A 23,462-nucleotide genomic window follows, 5' to 3' on the forward strand; every position below is an offset into this window, starting at 1 on the left:
TCGTTCTTGGCGGAGACCTTCGGCAGCATGTCGCCGAGGTCTGTCGGCAGCATTTCGGCCGTGATCGGCGTATCTGCTCCGTCCGAGCGGGCGAGAATCATCAGACGCTCGATATTGTTGCGCAGCTGGCGGATGTTGCCAGGCCAGTCATGCGCCTGCAGCACGGCCATGGCGTCGTCACCGATCCGGCGCGAACGGATGCCGGCCTGCTCGGAAATCTGGCGCATGAGCTGATCGACCAGGAAGGGAATGTCTTCCCGGCGCTCGGCAAGAGCGGGCACGCGAACGGGCACGACAGCCAAGCGATGATAGAGATCTTCCCGGAACAGGCTCTCGGCAATGCGGCTCTCGAGATTATAGGCCGTGGACGAGATGATGCGCACGTCCACTTTGACGCGCTTCGACCCGCCGACGCGCTCGAATTGCTGATCGACGAGAACGCGCAAAATCTTGTTCTGCGTCTCGCGCGGCATTTCACCAACCTCGTCGAGATAGAGAATGCCGCGATGGGCCTCCTCCAGAGCACCGATCTTGCGCGCCTGCCCCGGCGAACCTTCGGTGCCGAACAGAGCGATTTCCATGCGCTCGGGCGTGATCGTCGCGGCATTCAGCGCCACGAAAGGACCGTTCGCCCGGCTCGACTTCTTGTGGATCATGCGAGCCACGAGCTCCTTGCCGGAGCCGGAGGGGCCGAAGATCATGACGCGGCTGTTGGTCGGGGAAACCTTGTCGATCGTCTGGCGAAGCTGCGAAACGGCGACCGACGTACCGATCAGCTCCACCGCGTCGCCGGTGCGGCGCTTCAGTTCGGAGACCTCGCGCTTCAGCTTGGAGTTCTCCAGCGCGCGCTCCGCGATCAGGATGAGGCGATCGGCCTTGAACGGCTTTTCGATGAAATCGAAAGCGCCGCGCTTGATGGCGGAGACGGCCGTTTCGATATTGCCATGACCCGAAATCATGACCACGGGCAACTCGGGATGACGCGCCTTGATTTCGTCGAGCAGCGCAAGGCCGTCCAGCTTGCTGCCCTGCATCCAGATATCGAGGAAGATCAGCCGCGGCGCCCGGTCGGAAATAGCGGCCAGCGCACTGTCGCTATCATGTGCCGTGCGGGTTTCATGTCCCTCATCCGAAAGAATTCCCGAAACGATTTCGCGAATGTCTTCCTCGTCGTCCACCACGAGAATATCAGATGCCATAGACGCTTTCCTTGTCACTTGCTGGCTGGGCGACGGCGGCTTGCTCACGGCGCGGCAAATGCACGCGGATCATGGCCCCCCTGCCCTGGTCGAATTCTGCGGGAGCGTCGTGGAGTTCGAGCTGCCCGCCATGGTCTTCAATGATCTTCTTGACGATGGCGAGACCGAGGCCCGTACCCTTCTCGCGCATTGTCATATAGGGTTCGAGAATGCTGTGCCGGTTCTCGACCGGCAGGCCGCGGCCGTTGTCAATGACATCGACGGTGAAGCGGTCGCGGTCAGGATCGAGCGACGAGCGCACCAGGATCTTCGGCTGTTCGCGGGCCTGGTCGTTCGGCACACCTTCTATCGCCTCCACGGCATTCTTGATGAGATTGCCGAAGGCTTGGCCGAGCATGCGGGTATCGAACATGCCCTCCAGCCGTTCGTCTCCCAGCTCGCGCTCGAATTTGACGTGGTTGTTGCCCATTTCGCGCAGGAACACCGCGTCGCGCAGAATATCGCGCAGATCGCTCGGCTCCATGGTCGGTTTCGGCATGCGTGCAAAGGAGGAGAACTCATCGACCATGCGGCCGATATCGCCCACCTGGCGGATGATCGTATCCGTGCACTGGTCGAAGACCGCACGGTCGGCATCGGCGATGTTCTTGCCGAAACGGCGGCGGATACGCTCGGCCGACAGCTGAATGGGTGTCAGCGGGTTCTTGATTTCATGCGCGATGCGGCGCGCAACGTCGGCCCACGCGGTCGAACGCTGCGCGATGACGAGATCGGTAATATCGTCGAGCGTAATCACATAGGATTCATTGGCATCGCGCGATTCCTCGCGCGTCACCTGAACGCTGAGCGTGCGCACGGTTCCGCCGCGGACGAGACTGATCTGCTTGCGGAAATCGCTGCGATGGCGTGTCGTCGCCTCGGTGACAACCTGATCGACCTCGGGCGAAATGTCCGACAGGTTCTTGCCGATGAGTTCGTCACTCTTGAGCGTCAGCAGATCTTCGGCCGAAGTATTGACGATGGTGATGCGCCGATCATGTTCGACGCCGATCACGGCCGCCGTCACGCCCGACAGCACAGCCTCGATAAAGCGGCGGCGATCATCGACCTCGTCCTTCGCCTCCAGGATTTCATCGCGCTGAGTACGAATTTCCGAGATCATCTTGTTGAAGGTGCGCGAAAGGCTGCCGACATCACCGTCTGCCGAGCGCACGGGCACCAGCACGTTCATATTGCCCGAGGCAACATTGTCCGCAGCGCTGATGAGAAGGCGGATCGGCCGCACGATACGGTCGGCGATCGCAATGGCGGTCCAGATCGCAGCCAGCAGCACGATGAGCGCAAAGCCGATGTAGAGAACGGCAAAGGCGATCTGGAGCGACATGCGTCCCGCCTCCATTGCCTTGTACTCGGCCGTGTTGTCTTCGACCATGCGCATGGCGGTCATGACGCGCGGATCGACGGCGCGCACCGTGTAGAGGAACGAACCGGGGATTTCATCGAGCTTGATGACCGCGCCGACGAGATTGGTGACACCCGGTGGAATAAGCGTCGGCTGACCATTGGCCGAGGAATCCAGCGCATCCTTCGGAATGGCGGGTAGCGGCCGCTCGGTCTTGATATCGGCCTGGACAATGGCGGTGCCGTCGCGACGGACCAGGAAGGCGCCGAGCAGGCCTCGGCCCCGCGCCTGGCGGGTCATCAAATCGGCAAAGCCGGTGCGATCGAGATTGAAGAGCGAGCGATTGCGCTCCAGATCGTTCGCCATCGACACGGTCTGGCCCTGCAGATAGCTCGCGTTCTCCATCAGATAAGCTTGCGCAACGTTCTGCGACGAGCTGATGATCTGCTGCGTGCGCACGCCGAACCACCGATCGAGCCCGACATTCAGCGTCAGACTGGCAACGATGGCGACAAGAATGGCCGGCGTGATTGCGACGATTGAGAAAAGAACGACGATGCGGATATGCAGGCGGGCGGCTGCGCGACCGCGGCTGCGCGCCTTCATCAGCCGCGCGACCTCGCGAGCGATCAGCGCGATCAGCCCCAGCACGAACAGACCGTTGATCACGACCGAGGTGAAGACGACTGAAGAAGTCGGGGCAATCGGCGTGAGCCCAAGCAACATAAGCAGGGTTGCGATGGCGCAGAGAAGCGCGCCGCCGGCCAGAACAAGGCCAGGCAAAGCAAAGGAAGCACGGCGGTCCGTCACTTTGACAACCGCCTCGTCGCTCGCCGCCGGCGACACTGCATCCTGTATCATTCCCATCAATCTCCACGCCCGAGCGACGATCGGCGCCCCGGTCAAATCGCACAGCCACATAAGGCCTTCATGCGAGCGACAGGCAGAGGCCCGAACTGTCGTTCGGTTTCGCACAGGAGCGAAACCCTTACTTCAAGTCATCGTTGCAAATAACTGAAAAATCAGACGAACTCCCACTGTCAGGAGAGCATGCCGGACGAATCGCCACTGCAAAAACGACGAATCAACTGCGTGACCTTTAAGCAACGCATTGTGGCGAAAATGCAACGCATTGGAATGCGTTGTCAAGCCGTGCGGGAGCTTCTGTAAACTGAAACTCCCAGTTCTCTGATCTTTTTGCGCAGCGTATTGCGGTTGAGGCCCAGAAGATCGGCCGCCTTGATCTGATTGCCGCGGGTGGCGGTCAATGCAGCGAGAATCAGCGGATATTCCATTTCCGTCAATACGCGGTCGTAAAGCCCGGGCGGCGGGAGATTGTCGCCGAATCCGGCGAAATAGGTCCGCATATTCTCTTCCACCGCCTGCGCAATGGTCATGGAGCCGGTGCGGACCGGCCCTTTTTCGATCGGGCTGTCGGGTACGTCGGCGCGCAGTTCCGCATCAATGATCTCCTTGGTGATGACATCCTGCGGATAAAGCGCCATCAGCCGGCGGATAAGATTTTCCAGTTCGCGGACGTTGCCAGGCCAGGGATAGGCCTTCATGAGTTCGAGCGCTTCCTGATCGAAACGCTTTGAACCAAGCCCTTCCTTCTCGGCCTGCTGGATGAAATGACGCACCAGATCCGGAATGTCTTCGGCTCGGTCGCGCAGCGGCGGCAGGCGCAGCGGCACGACGTTGAGGCGATAATACAGGTCCTCGCGGAACAGGCCTTGATTGATGGCCTGCTTCAGATCCTTGTTGGTAGCGGCAACGATACGGACATCGGTGCGGATCGGCGTGCGGCCGCCGACGGTCGTATATTCGCCCTGTTGCAATACGCGCAGCAAACGCGTCTGCGCATCCATCGGCATATCGCCGATTTCGTCGAGGAACAGCGTGCCACCCTCGGCCTGCTCGAACCGGCCCGTCGAGCGGGTCTGCGCGCCCGTGAAGGCGCCTTTTTCATGGCCGAACAGTTCGGATTCGATCAGGTCGCGCGGGATCGCGGCCATGTTGATCGCCACGAACGGACCATTGCGGCGCTTGCCGTAATCGTGCAGGGCGCGCGCAACCAGCTCCTTGCCGGTGCCGGATTCGCCGGTGATCATCAGCGTCAGATCGGTCTGCATCAGGCGCGCGAGCACGCGGTAGATTTCCTGCATGGCGGCGGAACGGCCGACGAGCGGCATGCCGTCCTGCATGTCATCATCGATCTTTGCCGGCTTGCGTTTCGGCTCGGACAGCGCCCGGCCGACGATTGCAATCAGTTCGGTCAGGTCGAAGGGCTTCGGCAGATAGTCGTAAGCGCCCTTTTCCGATGCCTTGATGGCCGTCATGAAGGTGTTCTGCGCGCTCATGACCAGAACAGGCAGATCCGGCCTCGCCTTCTTGATACGGGGCAGCAGGTCGAATGCGTTTTCGTCGGGCATGACGACGTCGGTTACGACAAGGTCGCCTTCACCGGCGGAGACCCAGCGCCAGAGCGTGGCGGCGTTTGACGTGATGCGTACATCGTAACCTGCGCGGCTCAAAGCCTGGTTGAGCACGGTGCGGATGGCTGCATCGTCATCGGCGACAAGGATCGTGGCTGTCATCGAGTAGTCCCTGTAGAGTTCGGAAGTGGGGCATCTTCTGAGGTAATGCCTTTGGAGGCGGGCATCAAAACACGGAATGTAGTGCGATGGTTCTGGCTGTCGCATTCGACGATGCCGCCATGATCGCCGATGATCTTGGCGACCAGCGCAAGGCCGAGGCCGGTTCCGTTCGTCTTGGTGGTGATGAACGGATCGAAGAGATGAGGCACGAGATCGGCCGGCACGCCGGGGCCATTGTCGATGACGCAGAATTCCAGCGGCAAGGAGATCTTTTCGCGCGTGCCGGCGACGGAAAGCCTGATGCCGGGACGATAGGCCGTCGTCAGCATGATCTCGCCATCCGGCCGGTCACCGACCGCTTCGGCAGCGTTCTTCACCAGATTGAGGAAGACCTGCACGAGCTGGTCTCGGTTTGCGAAAACCGCCGGCAATGACGGGTCGTAGTTCTCGGAAAGCTTAATGTTGCGGGCAAAGCCGGCCTTGGCAACGGCCTTCACATGGTCGAGCACGGAATGGATGTTGACGGGAACGCGATCGACAGGCCGCTCGTCGGAGAAAACCTCCATACGGTCGACCAGCGAAACGATACGGTCGGTTTCGTCGCAGATGAGACGTGTCAGGGCACGATCGTCATCTTCAACCGATTGTTCGAGCAGCTGCGCGGCCCCTCGGATGCCCGAGAGCGGATTCTTGATTTCGTGTGCCAGCATCGAGGCAAGGCCGGTGACCGAGCGGGCCGCGGCGCGATGCGTCAGCTGCCGATCGATCTTGTCCGCCATCGAGCGCTCCTGGAACACCACCACCACCGAGCCGGGATCGCTTGAAACCGGCGCGACGTAGATATCCACGAGCTTGTCTTGCCCCAGGCGCGGAGAACTCAGATCGACGCGGTATTCGTTAACCGGCGCACGGCGCTCGCGCACCTGGTCGATCAGGGCCAGGAGCGGGCTGCCGAAGGGGATAAAGGTCGAAATCTTGTAGCGCGACAGATGCGCGGCGCTCGCTCCGAAGAAGGCTTCCGCCTCCCAGTTGGCAAAGGCGATCAAGCCCGCCTCGTCGACCATGACCACGGGGTTTTGGATGGCGTTGAGAACGGCCATGGCGACAGAGTTGGAATTGGCCATGTTGTCCCCGGCTCCGGAGCTGGATTTCGAAGTCATGCAGCCTCCTGGACGCATTGAGCAAGATCGGCGCCTGCCTGCAGCGCGGCATGGAAGGATGCGGCCACCTCGCCGCTGTCTTTCGAGGTCATGATTTTCGCCTTCTCGGCACCCGTCGTCGCTCCTGCATAGCGATCGAGATACCAGGCCAGATGCTTGCGGGCATGACGGATGCCGACCGCTTCACCGTAGAATTCCAACATCATCCGGTAGTGTTCGAGAGCAATCTCGACCATCTCCTGACGGTTTGGTTCGCGATGGCCGGCCAGCACGCCAGCATGCCACGGACGGCCCTGGCAGCCCCGGCCGATCATGACTGCGTCGGCACCGGAGCGCCGCAGGATTTCCTGCGCGTCTTGCATCGTTTCGACATCGCCATTGGCGACAAGCGGGATGGAAACGGCATCGCGTACCGCGCGGATCGCATCCCAATCCGCCCTGCCCTCGTAAAATTGCATACGCGTGCGGCCGTGGATGGTGACGAGCTGGATGCCGGCTTCTTCGGCCCGGCGCGCGATATCGGGCGCGTTGATGGAATTTTCGTCCCAGCCGAGCCGCATCTTGAGCGTGACCGGGATGTCCACGGCACCGACCGTCGCCTCGATCAATGTCAGCGCATGATCCGGGTCGCGCATCAGCGCCGAGCCGGAATAACCGCCGATCACCTTCTTGGCCGGGCATCCCATATTGATATCGATTATATCGGCGCCGTTGTCGGCAGCGATCTTGGCCGCCTCGGCCATCCAATGCGCTTCACGGCCGGCAAGCTGAACCATATGCGGCTTCAAACCAGCGCTCTTCAGACGCGCCCAGGATTCGGCCGTGTCCTGCACGAGTTCACGACTGGCGACCATTTCCGTCACGACCAGACCAGCGCCATAGCGCAAGGCAAGCTGCCGGAAAGGCAGATCGGTCACGCCCGACATCGGTGCCAAGATCACGCGATTTCGGACAGATACGGAACCGATGGAAAATGGAGCTGCGAGCTTTGAAGAAAGCAAATGATTATCTTTCGGGCACACCATACATCTGCACTATTTTTAGACACCCTTTGAAAGTTTGCCAAGAGGTTTCGGAGAGCTCCGATATTTTTTAGGCAAATGCTGGAAAGTTCCTAATTGAGGCGATAGACCCTGCTGAAGCAGGATCCCGTTTTACCGATCCATTTAGCATGTGCTTGTTCAAAGGAAGCCTTGCGCTTTCAAAGCCATGCCGGAGACCGGGCCTTTCATCTTTCGGGGGTTTATGACGCAAATGCATTCAAAGCAACCGCTGCCGGTGGGAATCGTGATCGTTGCCGCCGGACGCGGCGAACGGGCAGGTTCTCCCGAAGAAGGCCCCAAGCAATATCGCCCGATCGGCGGCAGAGCGGTTATTGCGCATACGCTTGAAGGATTCGTGACATGGCCGCAGGCGTCGAAGATCGTCGTCGTCATCCATCGCGACGATGAGAAGCTGTTTCGAGCGGCGTTGGAACAGGTTGCCGGCTTGCCTGAGGTCGAGATCGCCTTCGGCGGAACGACACGCCAGCAATCCGTGCTTGCCGGGCTGCGCGCGCTGAAGGACAGCGGCGTGACGCATGTGATGATCCACGATGCCGTGCGCCCGTTCTTTGACCATGATCTGCTGGATCGCGTCACGGCAGCCCTTGCAGCCGGCGCGCCGGCCGTACTGCCAGCCATGCCAGTCACCGACACGCTGAAGCGCGGTGACGCAAGCGGGCTGGTGGTCGAAACTGTCTCTCGCGCCGGGCTCCACGCCGCGCAGACACCGCAATCCTTCCGCCTCGCCGATATTCTCGCCGCCCATGAGAAAGCGGAGGCCGGCGGCAAAAACGATTTCACCGACGACGCGGCGATTGCGGAATGGTGTAACCTGCCGGTGACATTGGTGACCGGCAGCGCCGACAATGTGAAACTGACAATCAAGAGGGACATTGCCATGGCGGAGGAAAAGCTCGGCGCGGGGCTGTTGCCCGACGTGCGCACCGGCAACGGCTATGACGTGCATCAGCTGGAGCCCGGCAACGGCGTTACCCTTTGCGGCGTGTTCATTCCGCATGACCAAAAGCTGAAGGGGCACTCCGATGCCGATGTCGCCCTGCATGCCCTGACGGATGCCCTGCTCGCCACATGCGGCGCCGGCGATATAGGCGACCATTTTCCGCCCTCCGATCCGCAATGGAAGGGTGCGCCTTCCCGAATCTTCATCGAGCACGCGGCAAAGATCGTGCGCGAGCGCGGCGGTACCATCATGAATGCGGATGTCTCGCTGATCGCCGAAGCGCCGAAAATCGGGCCGCATCGCGATATCATGCGCGCCAAGCTTTCCGAATTTCTGGGCATCAGCATCGATCGCTGCTCGGTCAAGGCAACGACCAACGAGAAAATCGGCTTCGTCGGCCGCCGCGAAGGTATTGCAGCCATTGCGACAGCGACAGTCGTCTATCGCGGAGGCAAGGCATAATGCATTTCCCCGATGAAATTATCGCCCTCGCACAAACGATCGTCACGGACTTCACGGCAAAAGGCTGGATGGTCGCTACGGCCGAATCCTGCACCGGCGGCCTGATCGCCGGTGCGCTCACGGAAATTCCTGGTTCGTCTGCCGTCGTCGATCGCGGCTTCGTGACCTATACCAATACCGCGAAGGTGGAGATGCTCGGCGTTCAGGAACAGACGCTCGCGCAATTCGGCGCGGTTTCGAAGGAAACGGCGCTGCAGATGGTGCATGGCGCCCTCTTCCGCTCGCGGGCCGATTTTGCCGTTGCCGTGACCGGCATTGCCGGCCCCGGCGGCGGCTCGGCGGAAAAGCCGGTCGGGCTCGTCCACCTCGCCGCCAAGGCGCGAAGCGGCGGCCTCATCCATCATGAAATGCGCTATGGCGATATCGGCCGCGACAAGGTTCGTCTTGCGACCCTGAACGCGGCATTGGAGATGCTCGTCGCTCTCGGTCAATGACCGGGCGAGCCCTCAAGCATAGATCTTGTTCGCGCGCGTCTCGAAGGCATCCGTGAACATGCGAAAGGCCCGGTCGAACATCGACCCCATCAAGGCGCCGAGAATGCGGCTCTTGAATTCGTAGTCGATGAAGAAATCGATGACGCTGCCGCCATTCCCCGACGGCTGGAAGCGCCAGCGGTTGTCGAGATATTTGAACGGGCCGTCGATATATTTCACATCGATCGCGCGCTCCGCCTTGTTCAGCAGCACCTGCGTCGTGAAGGTCTCGCGGATCGCCTTGTAGCCGACGGTCATGTCAGTGATCAGCAGGGTCTTGCCGTCGCGTTCCTTGCGGCTGCGGACGGTGAGCGCCTCGCAAAGCGGCAGGAATTCCGGATAGCGCTCCACATCGGCGACGAGGTCGAACATCTGGTCGGGCGAATGCGGTACGGGGCGATGGGTTTCGAACTGAGGCATGAGCCGCAATTAAGCAGGACGACCAAGAAGATCAAGGAGCTGACGCATTTCGCCGCGGGATTTCAGCTGCAAAACGGGGACATCTGGGCCATGCTCTGCGAGGCCGGCAAGAATCCGAGGCGTGAATTTTTCCTCGAACGTCCAGATGAAGCGCAGAAACTCCCAGTCGACTTTCTCGATACAGCCCGGCGCCATTTCCTGGCGCGTGCGGCCCATCCATTTCACCCAGCGGGAGAGGACACCCCAGACGCAAACGAGGCGGGGCATCCGCACCCAGATGACTATGTCGGTGCGCGGCAGGCGGATATCGAATGTCGAGGGGTTGGTGCCATCCATAATCCATCGTTCCAGCTGGATTTTGGCGACGATGATGGCGCGCTGATCCTCCTTGTCGCGCTGAACCCAGCCCGGCAGCCACAGGACGTCACGATCGATCGAGACATAGGCAACGCCGAAACGAGCGGCAATCTTCTGCGAGAGGGTCGATTTGCCGCCGCCGGAGCAGCCGATGACCATGATTCGGTTCGCATTTCTGACAAGGGCTGCGGCCCCGACTATATCGACAGCACCAGGAAACGCCTGCGGCGCGACGATCTGCTCCACGGTCCAGCTCCATAGTCGAATCGAAAACGCCGAACCGATAACAAACGGCGGCGTGTTCCCTAAGCTGCTCACAAGACAAACGCATGACGGCGCGAACTGAAACCGCGGCACAATCGCCGCGGCTCATTCAAAAGGCAAGGCTGGAGTTGTTAGGCTTATTCGGCAGCCAGCAGCAGCTTCCTTTCGCGAGCCGCACGCAAACGCTCGAAATCATCGCCGGCGTGGTGCGAAGAGCGGGTCAGCGGGCTCGACGACACCATGAGGAAACCCTTGCTATAGGCTACGGTCTCATAGGACTTGAACTCTTCCGGCGTGACGAAGCTCATCACCTGATGATGCTTGCGCGTTGGCTGCAGATATTGGCCGATGGTTAGGAAATCGACGTCGGCGGTGCGCAGGTCGTCCATCAGCTGCAGCACTTCGTTGCGCTCTTCGCCAAGGCCAACCATGATGCCCGACTTGGTGAACATGGTTGGGTCCAATTCCTTGACCCGCTGCAGCAGGCGGACGGAGTGGAAGTAGCGGGCACCGGGGCGAACCGTCAGATAATTGCCGGGCACGGTTTCCAGATTGTGGTTGAAGACGTCGGGCTTGGCGGCGACGACGCGCTCCAAAGCGCCCGGCTTCTTCAGGAAGTCCGGCGTCAGGATTTCGATCGTTGTTGCCGGCGAAGCGGCCCGGATCGCCCAGATCACCTTCTCGAAATGTTCGGCGCCGCCGTCGGCCAAGTCGTCGCGGTCTACCGAGGTGATGACGACGTGGCTGAGGCCCATCTCCTTGACGGCCTTGGCAGCGTTTTCGGGCTCGGCCATATCAAGCGCATTCGGCTTGCCGGTCGCGACGTTGCAGAAGGCGCAGGCGCGCGTGCAAATCTCGCCCATGATCATGAAAGTGGCGTGCTTCTTGTCCCAGCACTCGCCGATGTTCGGGCAGCCGGCCTCTTCGCAGACCGTGACGAGCTTATGCTCCTTCACGATCGAGCGGGTTTCGGCATAGCCCTTCGAGGTCGGCGCCTTCACGCGGATCCAGTCCGGCTTGCGCAGAACTTCGGTATCCGGCCGATGCGCCTTCTCGGGGTGACGAACGCGCTTGGCTTCCGGGTTGATCGTGTCGAGAATGGTGACCATGAAACGTCTACTTTCCGCCGCTTGAATGCGGCCCTTCATCGCCGGGCGGCTTTGGCGAGGAATATCAGAATGCATGCACCGATGAAACCGGTGATGAAAAAGCCGAGCCGGCCGCCGGGGACGCCGACATGCAGGGCAACTAGGAGCCCGGCTGCGACGACCGAACCGGCAACACCGAGGATGATGTTGAGAATGATCCCATAACGCGCATCCATCAGCTTGCCAGCGAGCCACCCCGCGAGACCGCCGATGATGATCAGACCCAGCCAACCTACGCTTTCCATCAAACCCTCGTTTCGCGCGCCCTTCAGGACAATCCTGCCGAACGCCGCGTTGCCTCTTACCGATAAGCCGCTAGACGATCAATCTCGCCAGCAGCACCACGACGATCGCGCCGACGGTGGCATGGATGATCTCCACGACAAGCGCATTTTGAATGCCGAGCGAAATCCCGAAATAATGGAACAGGAAACCGCCCACAAAAGCGCCGATCACGCCGCTCACCAGGCAACTGATGAGCCCGCCTCCGCCGACGATCAGGCTCGCGAAGAACCCCGCGACCAGACCGATGAGAAGAAAGACGACCCAACCTTGCGCTGCCATAGACATGTTGATTTCCTTTCCTGTTTTCCACCTTTCGGATAAAGGGCGTGGCAGGAAATTATCAAGCGTTCAGCACCCGGCCATAGGCGTCCAGCACGGCTTCCTTCATCGTTTCCGAAACGGTCGGATGCGGGAAGATCGTGTGCATCAATTCTTCTTCCGTCGTCTCCAGGTTCATGGCGACGACGAAGCCCTGGATCAGTTCGGTCACTTCAGCGCCGACCATATGCGCGCCGAGGAGTTCGCCGGTCTTCTTGTCGAAGATGACCTTGCAGAGGCCGTGGTCCTCGCCAAGCGCGATCGCCTTGCCGTTGGCAACGAAGGAGAAGCGGCCGACGCGGATATCGCGGCCGAGTTCCTTGGCCTTGGCTTCGGTCAGGCCGACGGAGGCGACCTGCGGCTGGCAATAGGTGCAGCCCGGAACCTTGCTCTTGTCGGTCGGATGAACGTTCGGCAGGCCGGCGATCTTCTCGATGCAGACGACGCCCTCATGTTCGGCCTTGTGGGCCAGCATCGGCGGGCCGGCGACGTCGCCGATCGCGTAGATGCCGGGAACATTGGTCTTGCCGTAGCCGTCGATGACGACGCAGCCTCGGTCGGTCTTCACGCCGAGCGCTTCGAGGCCGAGGTTCTCGATGTTGCCCTGAACACCGACAGCCGAGATCATGCGGTCGGCAACGATCTGCTGCACCTTGCCGTCTTCGGTTTCGACATGGGCGGTAATGCTGTTGGCAGCCTTGTCGACCTTCGTGACCTTCGCCTTGGTGAATATCTTCAGGCCGCGCTTTTCGAGCTGCTTGCGGGCGATACCGGAGATTTCGGTATCCTCCACCGGCATGATGGTCGGCATGACTTCGACGACGGTGACGTCGACGCCCATCGAACGGTAGAAGCTGGCGAACTCGATGCCGATGGCGCCCGAGCCCATGACGAGTAGCGACTTCGGCAGGAAGTCCGGCTTCAGGGCCTCGAAATAGGTCCAGATCAGCTTGCCGTCCGGCTCGATGCCCGGCAGCGCGCGCGGACGGGCGCCGGTCGCGACGATGATGTGTTTGGCTGTGTAGGTGCCCTCGCCCTTGACGTTCTTCGGCACCGAATGCTGCGGCTCGACAACCGGCTTGGCCGACTTGCCGACGACGATCTCGCCCGGCTTGGTGATCTTGGCTTCGCCCCAGATCACATCGACCTTGTTCTTCTTCATCAGGAAGCCGACGCCTTGATTGAGGCGGGCGGAGACGCCGCGCGAACGGGCAACCACGGCCTTCACATCAGCGCTCACCTTGCCTTCGAGAACGAGGCCATAATCCTTCAGGTGGTTGGAATGATCGAGAATTTCAGCCGAACGGAGCAGCGCCTTCGTGGGGATGCAGCCCCAGTTGAGGCAGATGCCGCCCAGGTGCTCGCGCTCGACGATCGCGGTCTTCAGGCCAAGCTGGCCGGCGCGCACGGCGGCGACATAACCGCCCGGACCGGAGCCGATGATAATGACGTCGTAATTCTCAGCCATGTGTTTCCTGCCTTATTGGTGGCGGCGGATCGGAGCCGGCGCCTTGAATCTATCAGAGACCGAGCATCATCCGCACGATCGGCTCAAGGCCGCGACCGAGCGCCCGGGTGTTTTCCGCATCGAGATGAACGCCATCGAGCGGCGTGGTGACGGCGACCGTATTGGCGTCGAAGAACCCGCATCCGAGCTCGTCGGCCAGATCGCTGTAGAGCGTCGGCAGCTTGCTCGATTCTTTGATTGCGCCGAGAAAGCTGGCCGCAAAGGCGGCGTTGGCCGTCTCGGTGACTGCCGGCGGAGCGACGATGAGGATATCGGGCACCTCATAGTCGAACCCCCAGGCGTGATTGCGCACCAGCTGGACCAGACGGCTGATGCCCTGCAGAGCGGCGAAGGCCGAACCGGCGACGACGGGCTTCATGTCGTTGGTGCCGAGCATGATGATGACGAGATCGAGCGGATTATGGCTCTGCAGGATCGTCGGCAGGATTCTCGCGCCGTTGCGGTCGCAATCGGCGAGATGATCGTCAAACGCCGTCGTGCGGCCGTTCAACCCTTCCGGGATGATGCGCACTTGGTTGCCGAGCGCCTTTTGCAGCACACTCGGCCACCGATCTTCATAGGCATGACGGCCGACCGTTTCGGCACTGTAGCCCCATGTCAGCGAGTCGCCGTAACACAGAACAGTCTTGGTCATTCATGCCTCCGTGTCACAACAAGGCTCAGACGAGCATCCCCATCGGATTTTCGATGTAGCCCTTGAAGGCTGCCAGGAGCTCGGCGCCGAGCGCACCGTCGACGGCGCGGTGGTCGGTCGACAGCGTGACGGTCATCACGTTGGCGATCACCATTTCGCCCTTCTTGACGATGACACGCTGCTCGCCAGCGCCGACGGCCAGGATGGTCGCATGCGGCGGATTGACGACGGCGGCGAAGTTCTTGACACCCATCATGCCCATGTTCGACACGGCGGTCGTGCCGCCCTGATACTCCTCGGGCTTCAGCTTGCGCTCCTTGGCGCGCTTGCCGTAGTCCTTCATCTCGTTGGAGATAGTCGAGAGCGTCTTCTGCTCGGCGCTGCGGATGATCGGGGTGATCAGGCCGCCCGGAATGGAAACGGCAACACCGACATCGGCATGCTTGTGCTTGACCATGGCGCTGTCGGTCCAGGAGACATTGGCATCCGGAACATCGCGCAGTGCCAGCGCCAGGGCCTTGATGACCATGTCGTTGACCGAGAGCTTGTAGGCCGGAACGCCGTCCTTCGACTTCGGTGCGGAATCATTGAGCTGCGTGCGGAGCGCCAGCAGCGCATCGAGTTCGCAATCGACCGAGACGTAGAAGTGCGGGATCGTCTGCTTGGATTCCTGCAGGCGCTTGGCGATCGTCTTGCGCATGCCGTCATGCGGCACGAGCTCGTAGGAACCCTGCTCGAACAGCTTGAGGACGGCGTCGTCGGACATGCCCTTCGGCGCAGCCGGAGCAGCAGCTGCAGCCGGTTGAGCGGCAGCGGGAGCAGCCTTGGCGGCGCCGCCAGAAACCGCAGCTTCGATATCCTTCTTGACGACGCGGCCATGCGGGCCGGTGCCGGAAATGGCCGTCACATCGATGCCGGCTTCCTTAGCGAGGCGGCGCGCGAGCGGCGAAGCGAAGGTGCGATGACCGTCGTTTGCCGCCGGAGCCGATGCAGCGGGTGCAGGTGCAGCCGCGGGAGCCGAAACACTTGCCGGAGCCGGAGCTGCAGCGGGAGCGGCCTCCGCCTTCGGAGCGTCCTTTGCGGCCGGAGCAGCAGCGGCGCCAGCACCGGAAGCTGCAGCCGCGACATCTTCGCCGTCGGCGGCGAGCACGGCGATCAGGGCATTGACCTTCACGCCTTCGGTGCCGGCGGGAACGACGATCTTGGCGACCGTGCCTTCATCGACGGCCTCGACTTCCATCGTTGCCTTGTCAGTCTCGATCTCGGCGATGACATCGCCGGACTTGATCTTGTCGCCTTCCTTGACCAGCCACTTGGCGAGGTTTCCCTCTTCCATGGTCGGCGAGAGGGCAGGCATAGTGATGTTGATAGGCATCGATGAGCCCTCCCCTTATTTGTAGCAAACGGCCTTTACCGCATCGACCACTTCGGCGACGCTCGGGAGCGCCAGCTTTTCGAGGTTGGCGGCGTATGGCATGGGTACGTCCTTGCCGGCGATCGTCAGGATCGGCGCATCGAGATAGTCGAAGGCCTGCTGCATGACGCGGGTGGCGATTTCCGTGCCGACGGAGGACTGCGGATAGCCTTCCTCGACCGTGACGAGGCGGCCGGTCTTCCTGACCGATTCGATGATCGTCGGAAGATCCATCGGGCGGATGGTGCGCAGGTCGATGAGTTCGACATCGATGCCCTGGGCTTCCAGCTCGGCAACGGCCTTCGTGGCATAGGTCATGCCGATGCCGAAGGAGACGACCGTGACGTCCTTGCCCGGACGATGGATGCGGGCCTTGCCGATCGGCAGAACGAAATTGTCGAGCTTCGGCACGTCGAAGTGCTGACCGTAGAGGATTTCGTTTTCGAGGAAGATGACCGGATTGGGATCGCGAATGGCAGCCTTGAGCAGACCCTTGGCGTCGGCTGCCATATAGGGCATGACGACCTTGAGGCCCGGAATGTGGCTGTACCAGGCCGCATAATCCTGGCTGTGCTGGGCACCGACGCGGGCTGCCGCGCCGTTCGGGCCGCGGAAGACGATCGGAGCGCCCATCTGGCCGCCGGACATGTAGAGCGTCTTGGCGGCGGAGTTGATGATCTGATCGATCGCCTGCATGGCGAAGTTGAAGGTCATGAATTCGACGATCGGGCGGAGGCCGGCCATGGCGGCACCGACGCCGATACCGGCAAAGCCATGCTCGGTGATGGGGGTATCGATAACACGGCGTGCGCCGAATTCCTGAAGCAGGCCCTGGGTCACCTTATAGGCGCCCTGATACTCGGCCACTTCCTCGCCCATGACGAAAACGTCCTGGTTGGCGCGCATTTCCTCGGCCATCGCGTCGCGCAGCGCTTCACGCACCGTCATCGACACCATTTCTGTGCCGGCCGGGATTTCCGGATCGGCGGCTGCGGCAACCTTCGGCTGCGCCGGGACCGGAGCAGCGGCCGGCGCCGGAGCGGCGGCGGGAGCTTCAGCCTTAGTGGACTCGGCAACGGGTGCGGCCTTTGCGGACGAGATGGCGTCGGCGGATTCACCGTCCTGCAGGAGGATGGCGATCTTGGTGTTGACCTTGACGCCTTCGGTTCCGGCGTCGATCAGCAGCTTGCCGATCGTGCCTTCGTCGACGGCTTCCACTTCCATGGTGGCCTTGTCGGTTTCGATTTCGGCAATGACGTCACCGGAAACGACCTTGTCGCCTTCCTTCTTGAGCCATTTCGAGAGGGTACCCTCTTCCATCGTCGGAGAAAGGGCGGGCATGAGAATGTCGATGGGCATGGATCGTCCCTCCCCGATTTAGAGCAGAATGTCGGTGTAGAGCTCGGATGCATCCGGCTCCGGATCGTTCTGGGCGAAATCGGCGCTATCGGCGACGATGTCACGGACATCCTTGTCGATATCCTTCAGATCGTCCTCGCTCGCCCAGCCCTTTTCGAGCAGGCGAATACGGACCTGCTCGATCGGATCGTGCTCGGAGCGCATCTTCTGCACTTCATCCTTGGAGCGGTACTTGGCCGGATCGGACATGGAGTGACCGCGGTAGCGGTAGGTCAGCATTTCCAGAATGATCGGGCCTTTGCCGGAGCGGCAATGCGCAACGGCTTCGTCAGCCGCAGCCTTGACGGCGCGAACGTCCATGCCGTCGACCTGGATGCCGGGGATGCCGAAGGAAGCACCGCGCTTGGAGAAGTCGGCCTGCGCGGTGGCGCGAGCGGTCGACGTGCCCATGGCGTAACGGTTGTTTTCGATCACGAAGATCACGGGCAGCTTCCAGAGCTGCGCCATGTTGAAGCTTTCGTAGACCTGACCCTGGTTGGCTGCACCGTCACCGAAATAGGCGACGCTGACATTGTCGTTGCCGCGATACCAGTTGGCAAAGCCGAGACCGGTGCCGAGCGAAACCTGGGCGCCGACGATGCCGTGGCCGCCGTAGAAATTCTTTTCCTTGGAGAACATGTGCATGGAGCCGCCCTTCCCTCGGGAATAGCCGCCCTGACGCCCGGTGAGCTCAGCCATGACGCCACGCGCGCTCATGCCGGTTGCCAGCATATGGCCGTGGTCGCGATAGCCGGTAATGACCTGGTCACCCTCTTTCAGAGCCAGCTGCATGCCGACGACGACGGCTTCCTGGCCAATATAAAGGTGACAGAAGCCGCCGATGAAACCCATGCCATACAGCTGGCCGGCCTTTTCTTCGAAGCGGCGGATCAGGAGCATCTCACGATAAGCCTTGAGCTCCGCATCACGATCGAAATCTGCGATCGGGCCGCCATTGGTTTCCTTGGCGGGCCTTGATGCTGTCCTACGGCTGGAAACGGTCGCGTTTTTTCGCGGCGCCATTCAACCCTCCCTGTGTGAGTAGCCTCGTTTTGTGGTGAGGCGTAACATAGGCAAGATTGTCCGCCACAGCAATGCTATAATTGCATGGCTCATATTCTTCGCAAGCCGTTGATATAGCTTACGAAAATTGAATTAACCGAAATTCGGTTAATTAAGCTATTTATTGAAGATGACGATCTCGTTCGCTTTGGAATAGGTCAGCTGATAGCGCGCATATTGGTCCAGCATATCCTTATCCAAAGAACCGTCACTCAGAAGAGCGACTTCTTTTTCAAGGTGCTCGCGCTTGGCGACAAGATCAGCCAGCTCCTTGGCGCGATCGATGCGGCGCTTCTCGAAAACCTCGGTCGCCTTCAGGCCGTAATCGCCATGAATGCAATGATAACCGAAGTAGCTTACAAAAGCGATGGTGATGGCGGGAAGGATGAGACGGCCGAACCTTCTCTTCTTATGATACTTTGTCCACATGCTCGCTGTCACGCTCTGGCTCTATGCAACCCCTCCAAAGCCTAGGCAACTTGGAACAAGATCACACATGAAATCAAACACCTGGGGGCCAAGGTAACCGGCAGAGATTAACCGTCCGTTGACTCTAACTGCCAGGGCAAACAAAAACCGCGCCCGGAGGCGCGGTTCGATCTAAGCGAATAATCTTCGCGGATCCGGATGGATCCGGCAGATCAGATATCAGCCGCGGAGGATGGAGCGGCCGGCGTACTTTGCCTGCGGGCCGAGCGCTTCCTCGATGCGGATGAGCTGGTTGTACTTGGCAAGACGGTCGGAGCGCGACAGCGAGCCGGTCTTGATCTGGCCGCAGTTGGTGGCAACGGCGAGGTCCGCGATCGTGGAATCCTCCGTTTCGCCCGAACGGTGCGACATGACGGCCGTATAGTTGGCTTTGTGCGCGGTTTCGACGGCGTCGAGGGTTTCCGTCAGCGAGCCGATCTGGTTGACCTTGACGAGGATCGAGTTGGCAACGCCCATGCGGATCCCGTCACGCAGGCGAGCGGAGTTGGTGACAAACAGGTCGTCGCCGACGAGCTGGGTCTTCTTGCCGATCAGGTCCGTCAGCGTCTTCCAGCCTTCCCAGTCGTCTTCAGCCATGCCGTCTTCGATCGAAACGATCGGGTACTTGGCGGCAAGTTCGGCAAGGTATTCAGCCATGGCGCCGGATTCCAGGGTGCGGCCTTCGCCTTCGAGAACGTACTTGCCGTTCTTGAAGAATTCGGTCGAGGCGCAATCGAGGCCGAGAGCAATTTCGTCGCCGGGCTTGTAGCCAGCCTTTTCGATCGACTTCATGATGAAGTCGAGAGCGGCCGGAGCGCTGGAAAGACCCGGTGCGAAACCGCCTTCATCACCGACATTGGTGTTGTGGCCTTGCGACGCCAGTTCCTTCTTCAGAACGTGGAAGACTTCCGAACCCATGCGAACGGCTTCGCGGATCGAGTCTGCGCCGATCGGCAGGATCATGAATTCCTGGAAGTCGATCGGGTTGTCGGCATGGGCGCCGCCGTTGATGATGTTCATCATCGGAACCGGCAGCAGGCGGGCGTGAGCGCCGCCGACATAACGGTAGAGCGGCAGGTTGGCGCTCTGGGCAGCGGCCTTGGCAACGGCGAGCGAGACGCCGAGGATGGCGTTGGCGCCGAGGCGGGACTTGTTCGGCGTGCCGTCGAGCTCGATCATGATGTTGTCGAGCTGGATCTGGTTTTCGGCATCCATGCCGCCGATCGCATCGAAGATTTCCGAATTGACGGCTTCGACAGCCTTCTCGACGCCCTTGCCATGGTAGCGCTTGCCGCCATCGCGCAGCTCGACGGCTTCATGCGCGCCGGTCGAAGCACCCGACGGAACCGCCGCGCGGCCCATGCTGCCATCTTCGAGGTAGACATCGACTTCGACGGTCGGATTGCCACGGCTGTCGAGAATCTCGCGGGCGATAATGTCGGTGATTGCGGTCATGATAGCTTCCTGCTCGCTGGTTTATAAATCGATTTAAATCGTCTTAATCGAAGGCGCGGAAATTACAATGGCGATCCGCACTCCGATTTGGCACTCCCGCAGGCCCGTAACGCAAATTCATGTCAGCCTGTTGAATGCCGGCTACTTTTCATGCCTTGGCGATGGCGTCAAAGGCCAGCAGCTTCTCCAGAAGCCGCGGCATGTCCTTCAGATAGACCATGTTCGGGCCATCTGACGGCGCATTGTCGGGATCCTCATGCGTTTCGAGGAAGACACCGGCAACACCGACGGCAACGGCGGCTCGCGCCAGCGTCTCCACGAACCGGCGGTCGCCGCCGGTCGAGCCACCCTGCCCACCTGGCTGCTGCACCGAGTGGGTCGCATCGAAGATGACCGGCGCGCCCATTGCCGCCATGATCGGCAGCGAGCGCATGTCGGAAACAAGCGTGTTGTAACCGAAGGAGGCGCCGCGTTCGCAAAGGAGAATGTTCGGATTGCCGCTGTCATTGAGCTTGGCAAGCACGTTCTTCATGTCCCAGGGCGCGAGGAATTGCCCCTTCTTGACGTTGATGACGCGACCGGTCTTGGCGGCGGCGACCAGAAGATCGGTCTGCCGCGACAGGAAAGCCGGGATCTGCAGGATATCGGCCGTCTTCGCGACGATGGCGCACTGCTCCTCCGTATGGATATCGGTCAGAACCGGAAAGCCGTATTCCTTCTTCAGGCCTTCAAAGACTTCCAGCGCCTTTTCCAGGCCGATGCCGCGCTTACCGGATAGTGAGGTGCGGTTTGCCTTGTCGAACGACGATTTGTAGACGAGGCCGATGCCGAGCTTGCCGCAGAGTTCCTTCAGTACGCCGGCAACCATAAAGGCATGATCGCGACTTTCCATCTGGCAGGGGCCGGCGATCAGCGACAGCTTTGCAGTATTGGAAAAGAGGACCTTGGAGGCACCCTCACCGACGGTGACTTCGGAATTTGTGCTCATATTATCTCCTCGAAGGCGAACAACGCGCCCTCGCCGGGCGCCAGCCTTGCCAATAGACGATTATTCTTACGCGTATAAGTGACGCCGTTAGCAGCGAAATACGACGATGTCACGGAAAGATCACGTATTTTAAAAAGGATTGCGCGTGCCCTGAGCCCGGGGTCGCCGGCGCGAACCGATAAATCGTAAAATGCCTCCATTCCTTCCGGCGTCAAAATCTCCAGATCGGCATTGCCGGCCTTGATCGTCAGGCCGAAGGAATGCTCCAATATCCTCGGGCTGCCGACAAGCTCCTCGAAGAAGCCGCGATATACCGCTGGCTTCAGCGCGCAAAACGCAACCCGCGCAATGGCGGTCACGCCGTTTTCATGACGTTCGAGCACGTCGCGATCTGCCGGCAGCGGATTGATGCGCTGACAGCAAAAGGCGAAAAAATCCGGAGCACGCAGGTCGGCAGCAAAGGCAAGGCGAAAGCCGGCCATCGTTTCGGTTCCGTCCGGCATCTTCATGGGTCGGGAGAAATCCAGCATCTGCCCGGCAGAGATCGCGGCACTCCTGAAACGCTCATCATCCGCGACAGCATCGTCCGTGCCGAAAACCACAGCCGAGAATCCGTCCTGCGCGACACGGAAACGATAGGCATGATCGCGCGCAACAAAAACATTGCCGTCTAGAATGCTCTTTTCGCATTGTTCCGGGGATGCGACACCCAAAGGCTCGATGTAGGTTTTATCGGCAAAGAAGACACAGGCATTCTCGGTGCCAAAGGGATGACGCGCGTCCGGCGCCACCGTAAAACCGAGCTTGCCCAGCCGTTCGCGCGCCAAAGCGAGGTTGACTGTCGGCAGCACGAGATGATCCAGCGGATGCGGGGACGAAATCATGGTTCCTCCTGTTCGCCTCGGCAGCAGATTTGCGCCCATCCCTCGCGCAATTCAAGATGGAAGCGCGAAACGCCCGAAGCGGACGGGATGGGGAGAGCGAAGTCTCGCAAACGTGATGACTGATTCTGCCCTTTGGCCCGCTTGTGCGATGCCGCATGGCACCGATCCACATCTTCGGCATATCGGGCAGGTCACACAAACCTGCGGATCGACAAAACGGCATTTCTCATATTTTTCGATAGGTTAGCGCGGATATAACGCTTTGATGCTCTCAGCCTGCCCAAGCGCAAGTCGCCATTATTTAACCGGCCCAACAAGGCTTTACCGAAATTTAAGTACTTGCAGAACACATATGGAACATATAGTGTCCGTTCTGGATTTGTTTCACCGCTTTTCTTGATTCTGGGGTTCCAAGACGATGTTGACGCGCAAGCAGCAGGAACTGCTCCTCTTCATTCACGAACGGATGAAGGAGTCCGGTGTCCCGCCATCTTTCGACGAGATGAAGGACGCTCTGGATCTTGCATCCAAATCCGGCATCCACCGTCTGATCACGGCGCTGGAGGAGCGAGGCTTCATCCGCCGGCTGCCGAACCGGGCCAGAGCGCTCGAGGTCATCAAATTGCCGGACGCCTATAATCCCAGCCTGCAACCGCGCCGCGGCTTTTCGCCGAGCGTCATCGAGGGAAGCCTCGGCAAGCCGCAGCCCGTCGCCGCACCCGCGTCGCCGAAGGTGGCAAATGACGACCACGGCGGTTCGGCATCCGTGCCGGTCATGGGCCGCATCGCCGCCGGCGTTCCGATTTCCGCCATTCAGAACAATACGCATGACATTACCGTTCCTGCAGACATGCTCGGCTCCGGCGAGCACTATGCACTTGAGGTTCGGGGAGATTCGATGATCGACGCCGGAATTTTCGACGGCGATACGGTCATCATCCGCAATTCGACGACGGCCAATCCCGGCGATATCGTCGTCGCACTCGTCGACGACGAAGAAGCGACATTGAAGCGCTTCCGCCGCAAGGGTGCTTCGATCGCGCTGGAGGCAGCCAATCCGGCCTATGAGACCCGCATCTTCGGGCCGGACCGCGTCAAGGTCCAGGGCAAGCTCGTCGGCCTTATTCGCCGCTATCACTGACCGGTGACGCCAGCGTGGCCGGCGCGTCGAATTTGCCGCTGCGCCAGTCATAAGTCCGATGTCGCGTCCATGGTCGCTGCGGGTTTTCGAACGCGGCCGAAACCATGGGCTTGTCGGTACCGAGCACCATTTCGAGAGATCCTGTTCGCCGCAGTGTCGCGCCCGTTATGAGCATGGCGCCGGAGCGGCGACGGTTCAGTCGCAGTCTGATCGACGTCACGACAATGTTTGCTGTGTCGCAGGCCGATGGCAGATAGGCTGCATTTTCTATGGTGACCAGTATGGCGCCGCTTTCGAGCATGGCCACGCACCATGCGCCTTTCTGGCAGGCAAAGCTTCCC

22 protein-coding genes and 1 pseudogene are annotated in these 23,462 nt (G+C 60.6%); 3 read left to right on the forward strand and 20 right to left on the reverse strand.

Annotated features, from left to right (window positions below):
* The 5 genes from ntrX to dusB all read right to left on the reverse strand — a co-directional run.
* The coding region (gene ntrX / locus Q4Q11_RS22245; protein ID WP_498570836.1) for a nitrogen assimilation response regulator NtrX at positions 1-1,199 on the reverse strand (1,199 nt) is incomplete at its 3' end.
* Positions 1,189-3,462, reverse strand: coding sequence for a sensor histidine kinase (locus Q4Q11_RS22250; protein WP_112507218.1), 2,274 nt, complete (start codon positions 3,460-3,462; stop codon positions 1,189-1,191). The genes ntrX and Q4Q11_RS22250, both read right to left, overlap by 11 nt.
* Positions 3,463-3,746: 284 nt before the next feature.
* On the reverse strand, positions 3,747-5,198 hold the full coding sequence (gene ntrC, locus Q4Q11_RS22255; RefSeq protein WP_112507220.1) for a nitrogen regulation protein NR(I): 1,452 nt from the start codon (positions 5,196-5,198) through the stop codon (positions 3,747-3,749).
* Positions 5,195-6,358 (reverse strand): two-component system sensor histidine kinase NtrB, encoded by a 1,164-nt coding sequence (locus Q4Q11_RS22260; RefSeq protein WP_112507222.1) that lies wholly within the window; start codon positions 6,356-6,358, stop codon positions 5,195-5,197. Before Q4Q11_RS22260 ends, ntrC begins: the two co-directional genes overlap by 4 nt.
* Positions 6,355-7,383 carry a tRNA dihydrouridine synthase DusB gene (gene dusB, locus Q4Q11_RS22265; protein WP_498570837.1) on the reverse strand — a complete coding sequence of 343 codons (1,029 nt, stop codon included), beginning with the start codon at positions 7,381-7,383 and terminating at the stop codon, positions 6,355-6,357. The genes Q4Q11_RS22260 and dusB overlap by 4 nt, the downstream gene beginning before the upstream one ends.
* 220 nt (positions 7,384-7,603) lie before the next feature.
* Between dusB and Q4Q11_RS22270 the strand changes: the two genes are divergently transcribed.
* Both Q4Q11_RS22270 and Q4Q11_RS22275 read left to right on the forward strand, forming a co-directional pair.
* The gene (locus Q4Q11_RS22270) at positions 7,604-8,824 is read left to right on the forward strand and encodes a bifunctional 2-C-methyl-D-erythritol 4-phosphate cytidylyltransferase/2-C-methyl-D-erythritol 2,4-cyclodiphosphate synthase (protein WP_498570838.1); all 1,221 of its coding nucleotides are present in this window, start codon (positions 7,604-7,606) and stop codon (positions 8,822-8,824) included.
* On the forward strand, positions 8,824-9,318 hold the full coding sequence (locus tag Q4Q11_RS22275) for a CinA family protein (RefSeq protein ID WP_498570839.1): 495 nt from the start codon (positions 8,824-8,826) through the stop codon (positions 9,316-9,318). Before Q4Q11_RS22270 ends, Q4Q11_RS22275 begins: the two co-directional genes overlap by 1 nt.
* Before the next feature lie 12 nt (positions 9,319-9,330).
* On the opposite strand, the gene Q4Q11_RS22280 is transcribed toward Q4Q11_RS22275, so the two are convergent.
* The 14 genes from Q4Q11_RS22280 to Q4Q11_RS22345 all read right to left on the reverse strand — a co-directional run bounded on the left by Q4Q11_RS22280 (position 9,331) and on the right by Q4Q11_RS22345 (position 21,980).
* Positions 9,331-9,777, reverse strand: coding sequence for a type II toxin-antitoxin system RatA family toxin (locus Q4Q11_RS22280; RefSeq protein WP_498570840.1), 447 nt, complete (start codon positions 9,775-9,777; stop codon positions 9,331-9,333).
* 9 nt (positions 9,778-9,786) lie between these two features.
* Complete coding sequence (locus Q4Q11_RS22285) at positions 9,787-10,371, reverse strand: P-loop NTPase family protein (RefSeq protein WP_498570850.1); 585 nt, start codon at positions 10,369-10,371, stop codon at positions 9,787-9,789.
* A gap of 164 nt (positions 10,372-10,535) precedes the next feature.
* A complete protein-coding gene (gene lipA / locus Q4Q11_RS22290) occupies positions 10,536-11,507 on the reverse strand; it encodes a lipoyl synthase (protein ID WP_498570841.1) in 972 nt (323 codons plus the stop codon).
* Between the two features lie 35 nt (positions 11,508-11,542).
* Complete coding sequence (locus Q4Q11_RS22295) at positions 11,543-11,791, reverse strand: GlsB/YeaQ/YmgE family stress response membrane protein (RefSeq protein WP_498570842.1); 249 nt, start codon at positions 11,789-11,791, stop codon at positions 11,543-11,545.
* A gap of 70 nt (positions 11,792-11,861) precedes the next feature.
* Positions 11,862-12,116 (reverse strand): GlsB/YeaQ/YmgE family stress response membrane protein, encoded by a 255-nt coding sequence (locus Q4Q11_RS22300; protein WP_498570843.1) that lies wholly within the window; start codon positions 12,114-12,116, stop codon positions 11,862-11,864.
* Positions 12,117-12,171: 55 nt separating this feature from the next.
* A complete protein-coding gene (gene lpdA / locus Q4Q11_RS22305; protein ID WP_498570844.1) occupies positions 12,172-13,617 on the reverse strand; it encodes a dihydrolipoyl dehydrogenase in 1,446 nt (481 codons plus the stop codon).
* 52 nt (positions 13,618-13,669) lie between these two features.
* Positions 13,670-14,311 carry an SGNH/GDSL hydrolase family protein gene (locus tag Q4Q11_RS22310; RefSeq protein ID WP_112507234.1) on the reverse strand — a complete coding sequence of 214 codons (642 nt, stop codon included), beginning with the start codon at positions 14,309-14,311 and terminating at the stop codon, positions 13,670-13,672.
* 25 nt (positions 14,312-14,336) lie between these two features.
* A complete protein-coding gene (locus Q4Q11_RS22315) occupies positions 14,337-15,686 on the reverse strand; it encodes a pyruvate dehydrogenase complex dihydrolipoamide acetyltransferase (protein WP_498570845.1) in 1,350 nt (449 codons plus the stop codon).
* A 15-nt stretch (positions 15,687-15,701) separates the two neighbouring features.
* Positions 15,702-17,084 (reverse strand): pyruvate dehydrogenase complex E1 component subunit beta, encoded by a 1,383-nt coding sequence (locus tag Q4Q11_RS22320; protein WP_498570846.1) that lies wholly within the window; start codon positions 17,082-17,084, stop codon positions 15,702-15,704.
* A gap of 18 nt (positions 17,085-17,102) precedes the next feature.
* Positions 17,103-18,146, reverse strand: coding sequence for a pyruvate dehydrogenase (acetyl-transferring) E1 component subunit alpha (gene pdhA, locus Q4Q11_RS22325; RefSeq protein ID WP_112507240.1), 1,044 nt, complete (start codon positions 18,144-18,146; stop codon positions 17,103-17,105).
* A gap of 156 nt (positions 18,147-18,302) precedes the next feature.
* Positions 18,303-18,614: an FtsB family cell division protein gene (locus Q4Q11_RS22330; protein WP_106997794.1), complete on the reverse strand. Its 312-nt coding sequence runs from the start codon at positions 18,612-18,614 to the stop codon at positions 18,303-18,305.
* Between the two features lie 219 nt (positions 18,615-18,833).
* Positions 18,834-20,108 carry a phosphopyruvate hydratase gene (eno, locus tag Q4Q11_RS22335; protein ID WP_498570847.1) on the reverse strand — a complete coding sequence of 425 codons (1,275 nt, stop codon included), beginning with the start codon at positions 20,106-20,108 and terminating at the stop codon, positions 18,834-18,836.
* A gap of 148 nt (positions 20,109-20,256) precedes the next feature.
* The gene (gene kdsA, locus Q4Q11_RS22340) at positions 20,257-21,096 is read right to left on the reverse strand and encodes a 3-deoxy-8-phosphooctulonate synthase (RefSeq protein ID WP_498570848.1); all 840 of its coding nucleotides are present in this window, start codon (positions 21,094-21,096) and stop codon (positions 20,257-20,259) included.
* Complete coding sequence (locus Q4Q11_RS22345; protein ID WP_498570849.1) at positions 21,093-21,980, reverse strand: VOC family protein; 888 nt, start codon at positions 21,978-21,980, stop codon at positions 21,093-21,095. The genes kdsA and Q4Q11_RS22345 overlap by 4 nt, the downstream gene beginning before the upstream one ends.
* 418 nt (positions 21,981-22,398) lie before the next feature.
* On the opposite strand from Q4Q11_RS22345, the gene lexA reads away from it, so the two are divergent.
* Complete coding sequence (gene lexA / locus Q4Q11_RS22350; protein WP_112507248.1) at positions 22,399-23,121, forward strand: transcriptional repressor LexA; 723 nt, start codon at positions 22,399-22,401, stop codon at positions 23,119-23,121.
* Here lexA and Q4Q11_RS22355 read toward each other — a convergent pair.
* Positions 23,102-23,462, reverse strand: a pseudogene (locus Q4Q11_RS22355) (ComEC/Rec2 family competence protein); the annotation flags it as partial. The gene lexA and the pseudogene Q4Q11_RS22355 sit on opposite strands and share 20 nt — an antisense overlap.

The sequence above is a fragment of the Rhizobium sp. UFLA01-1127 genome (assembly GCF_059803845.1).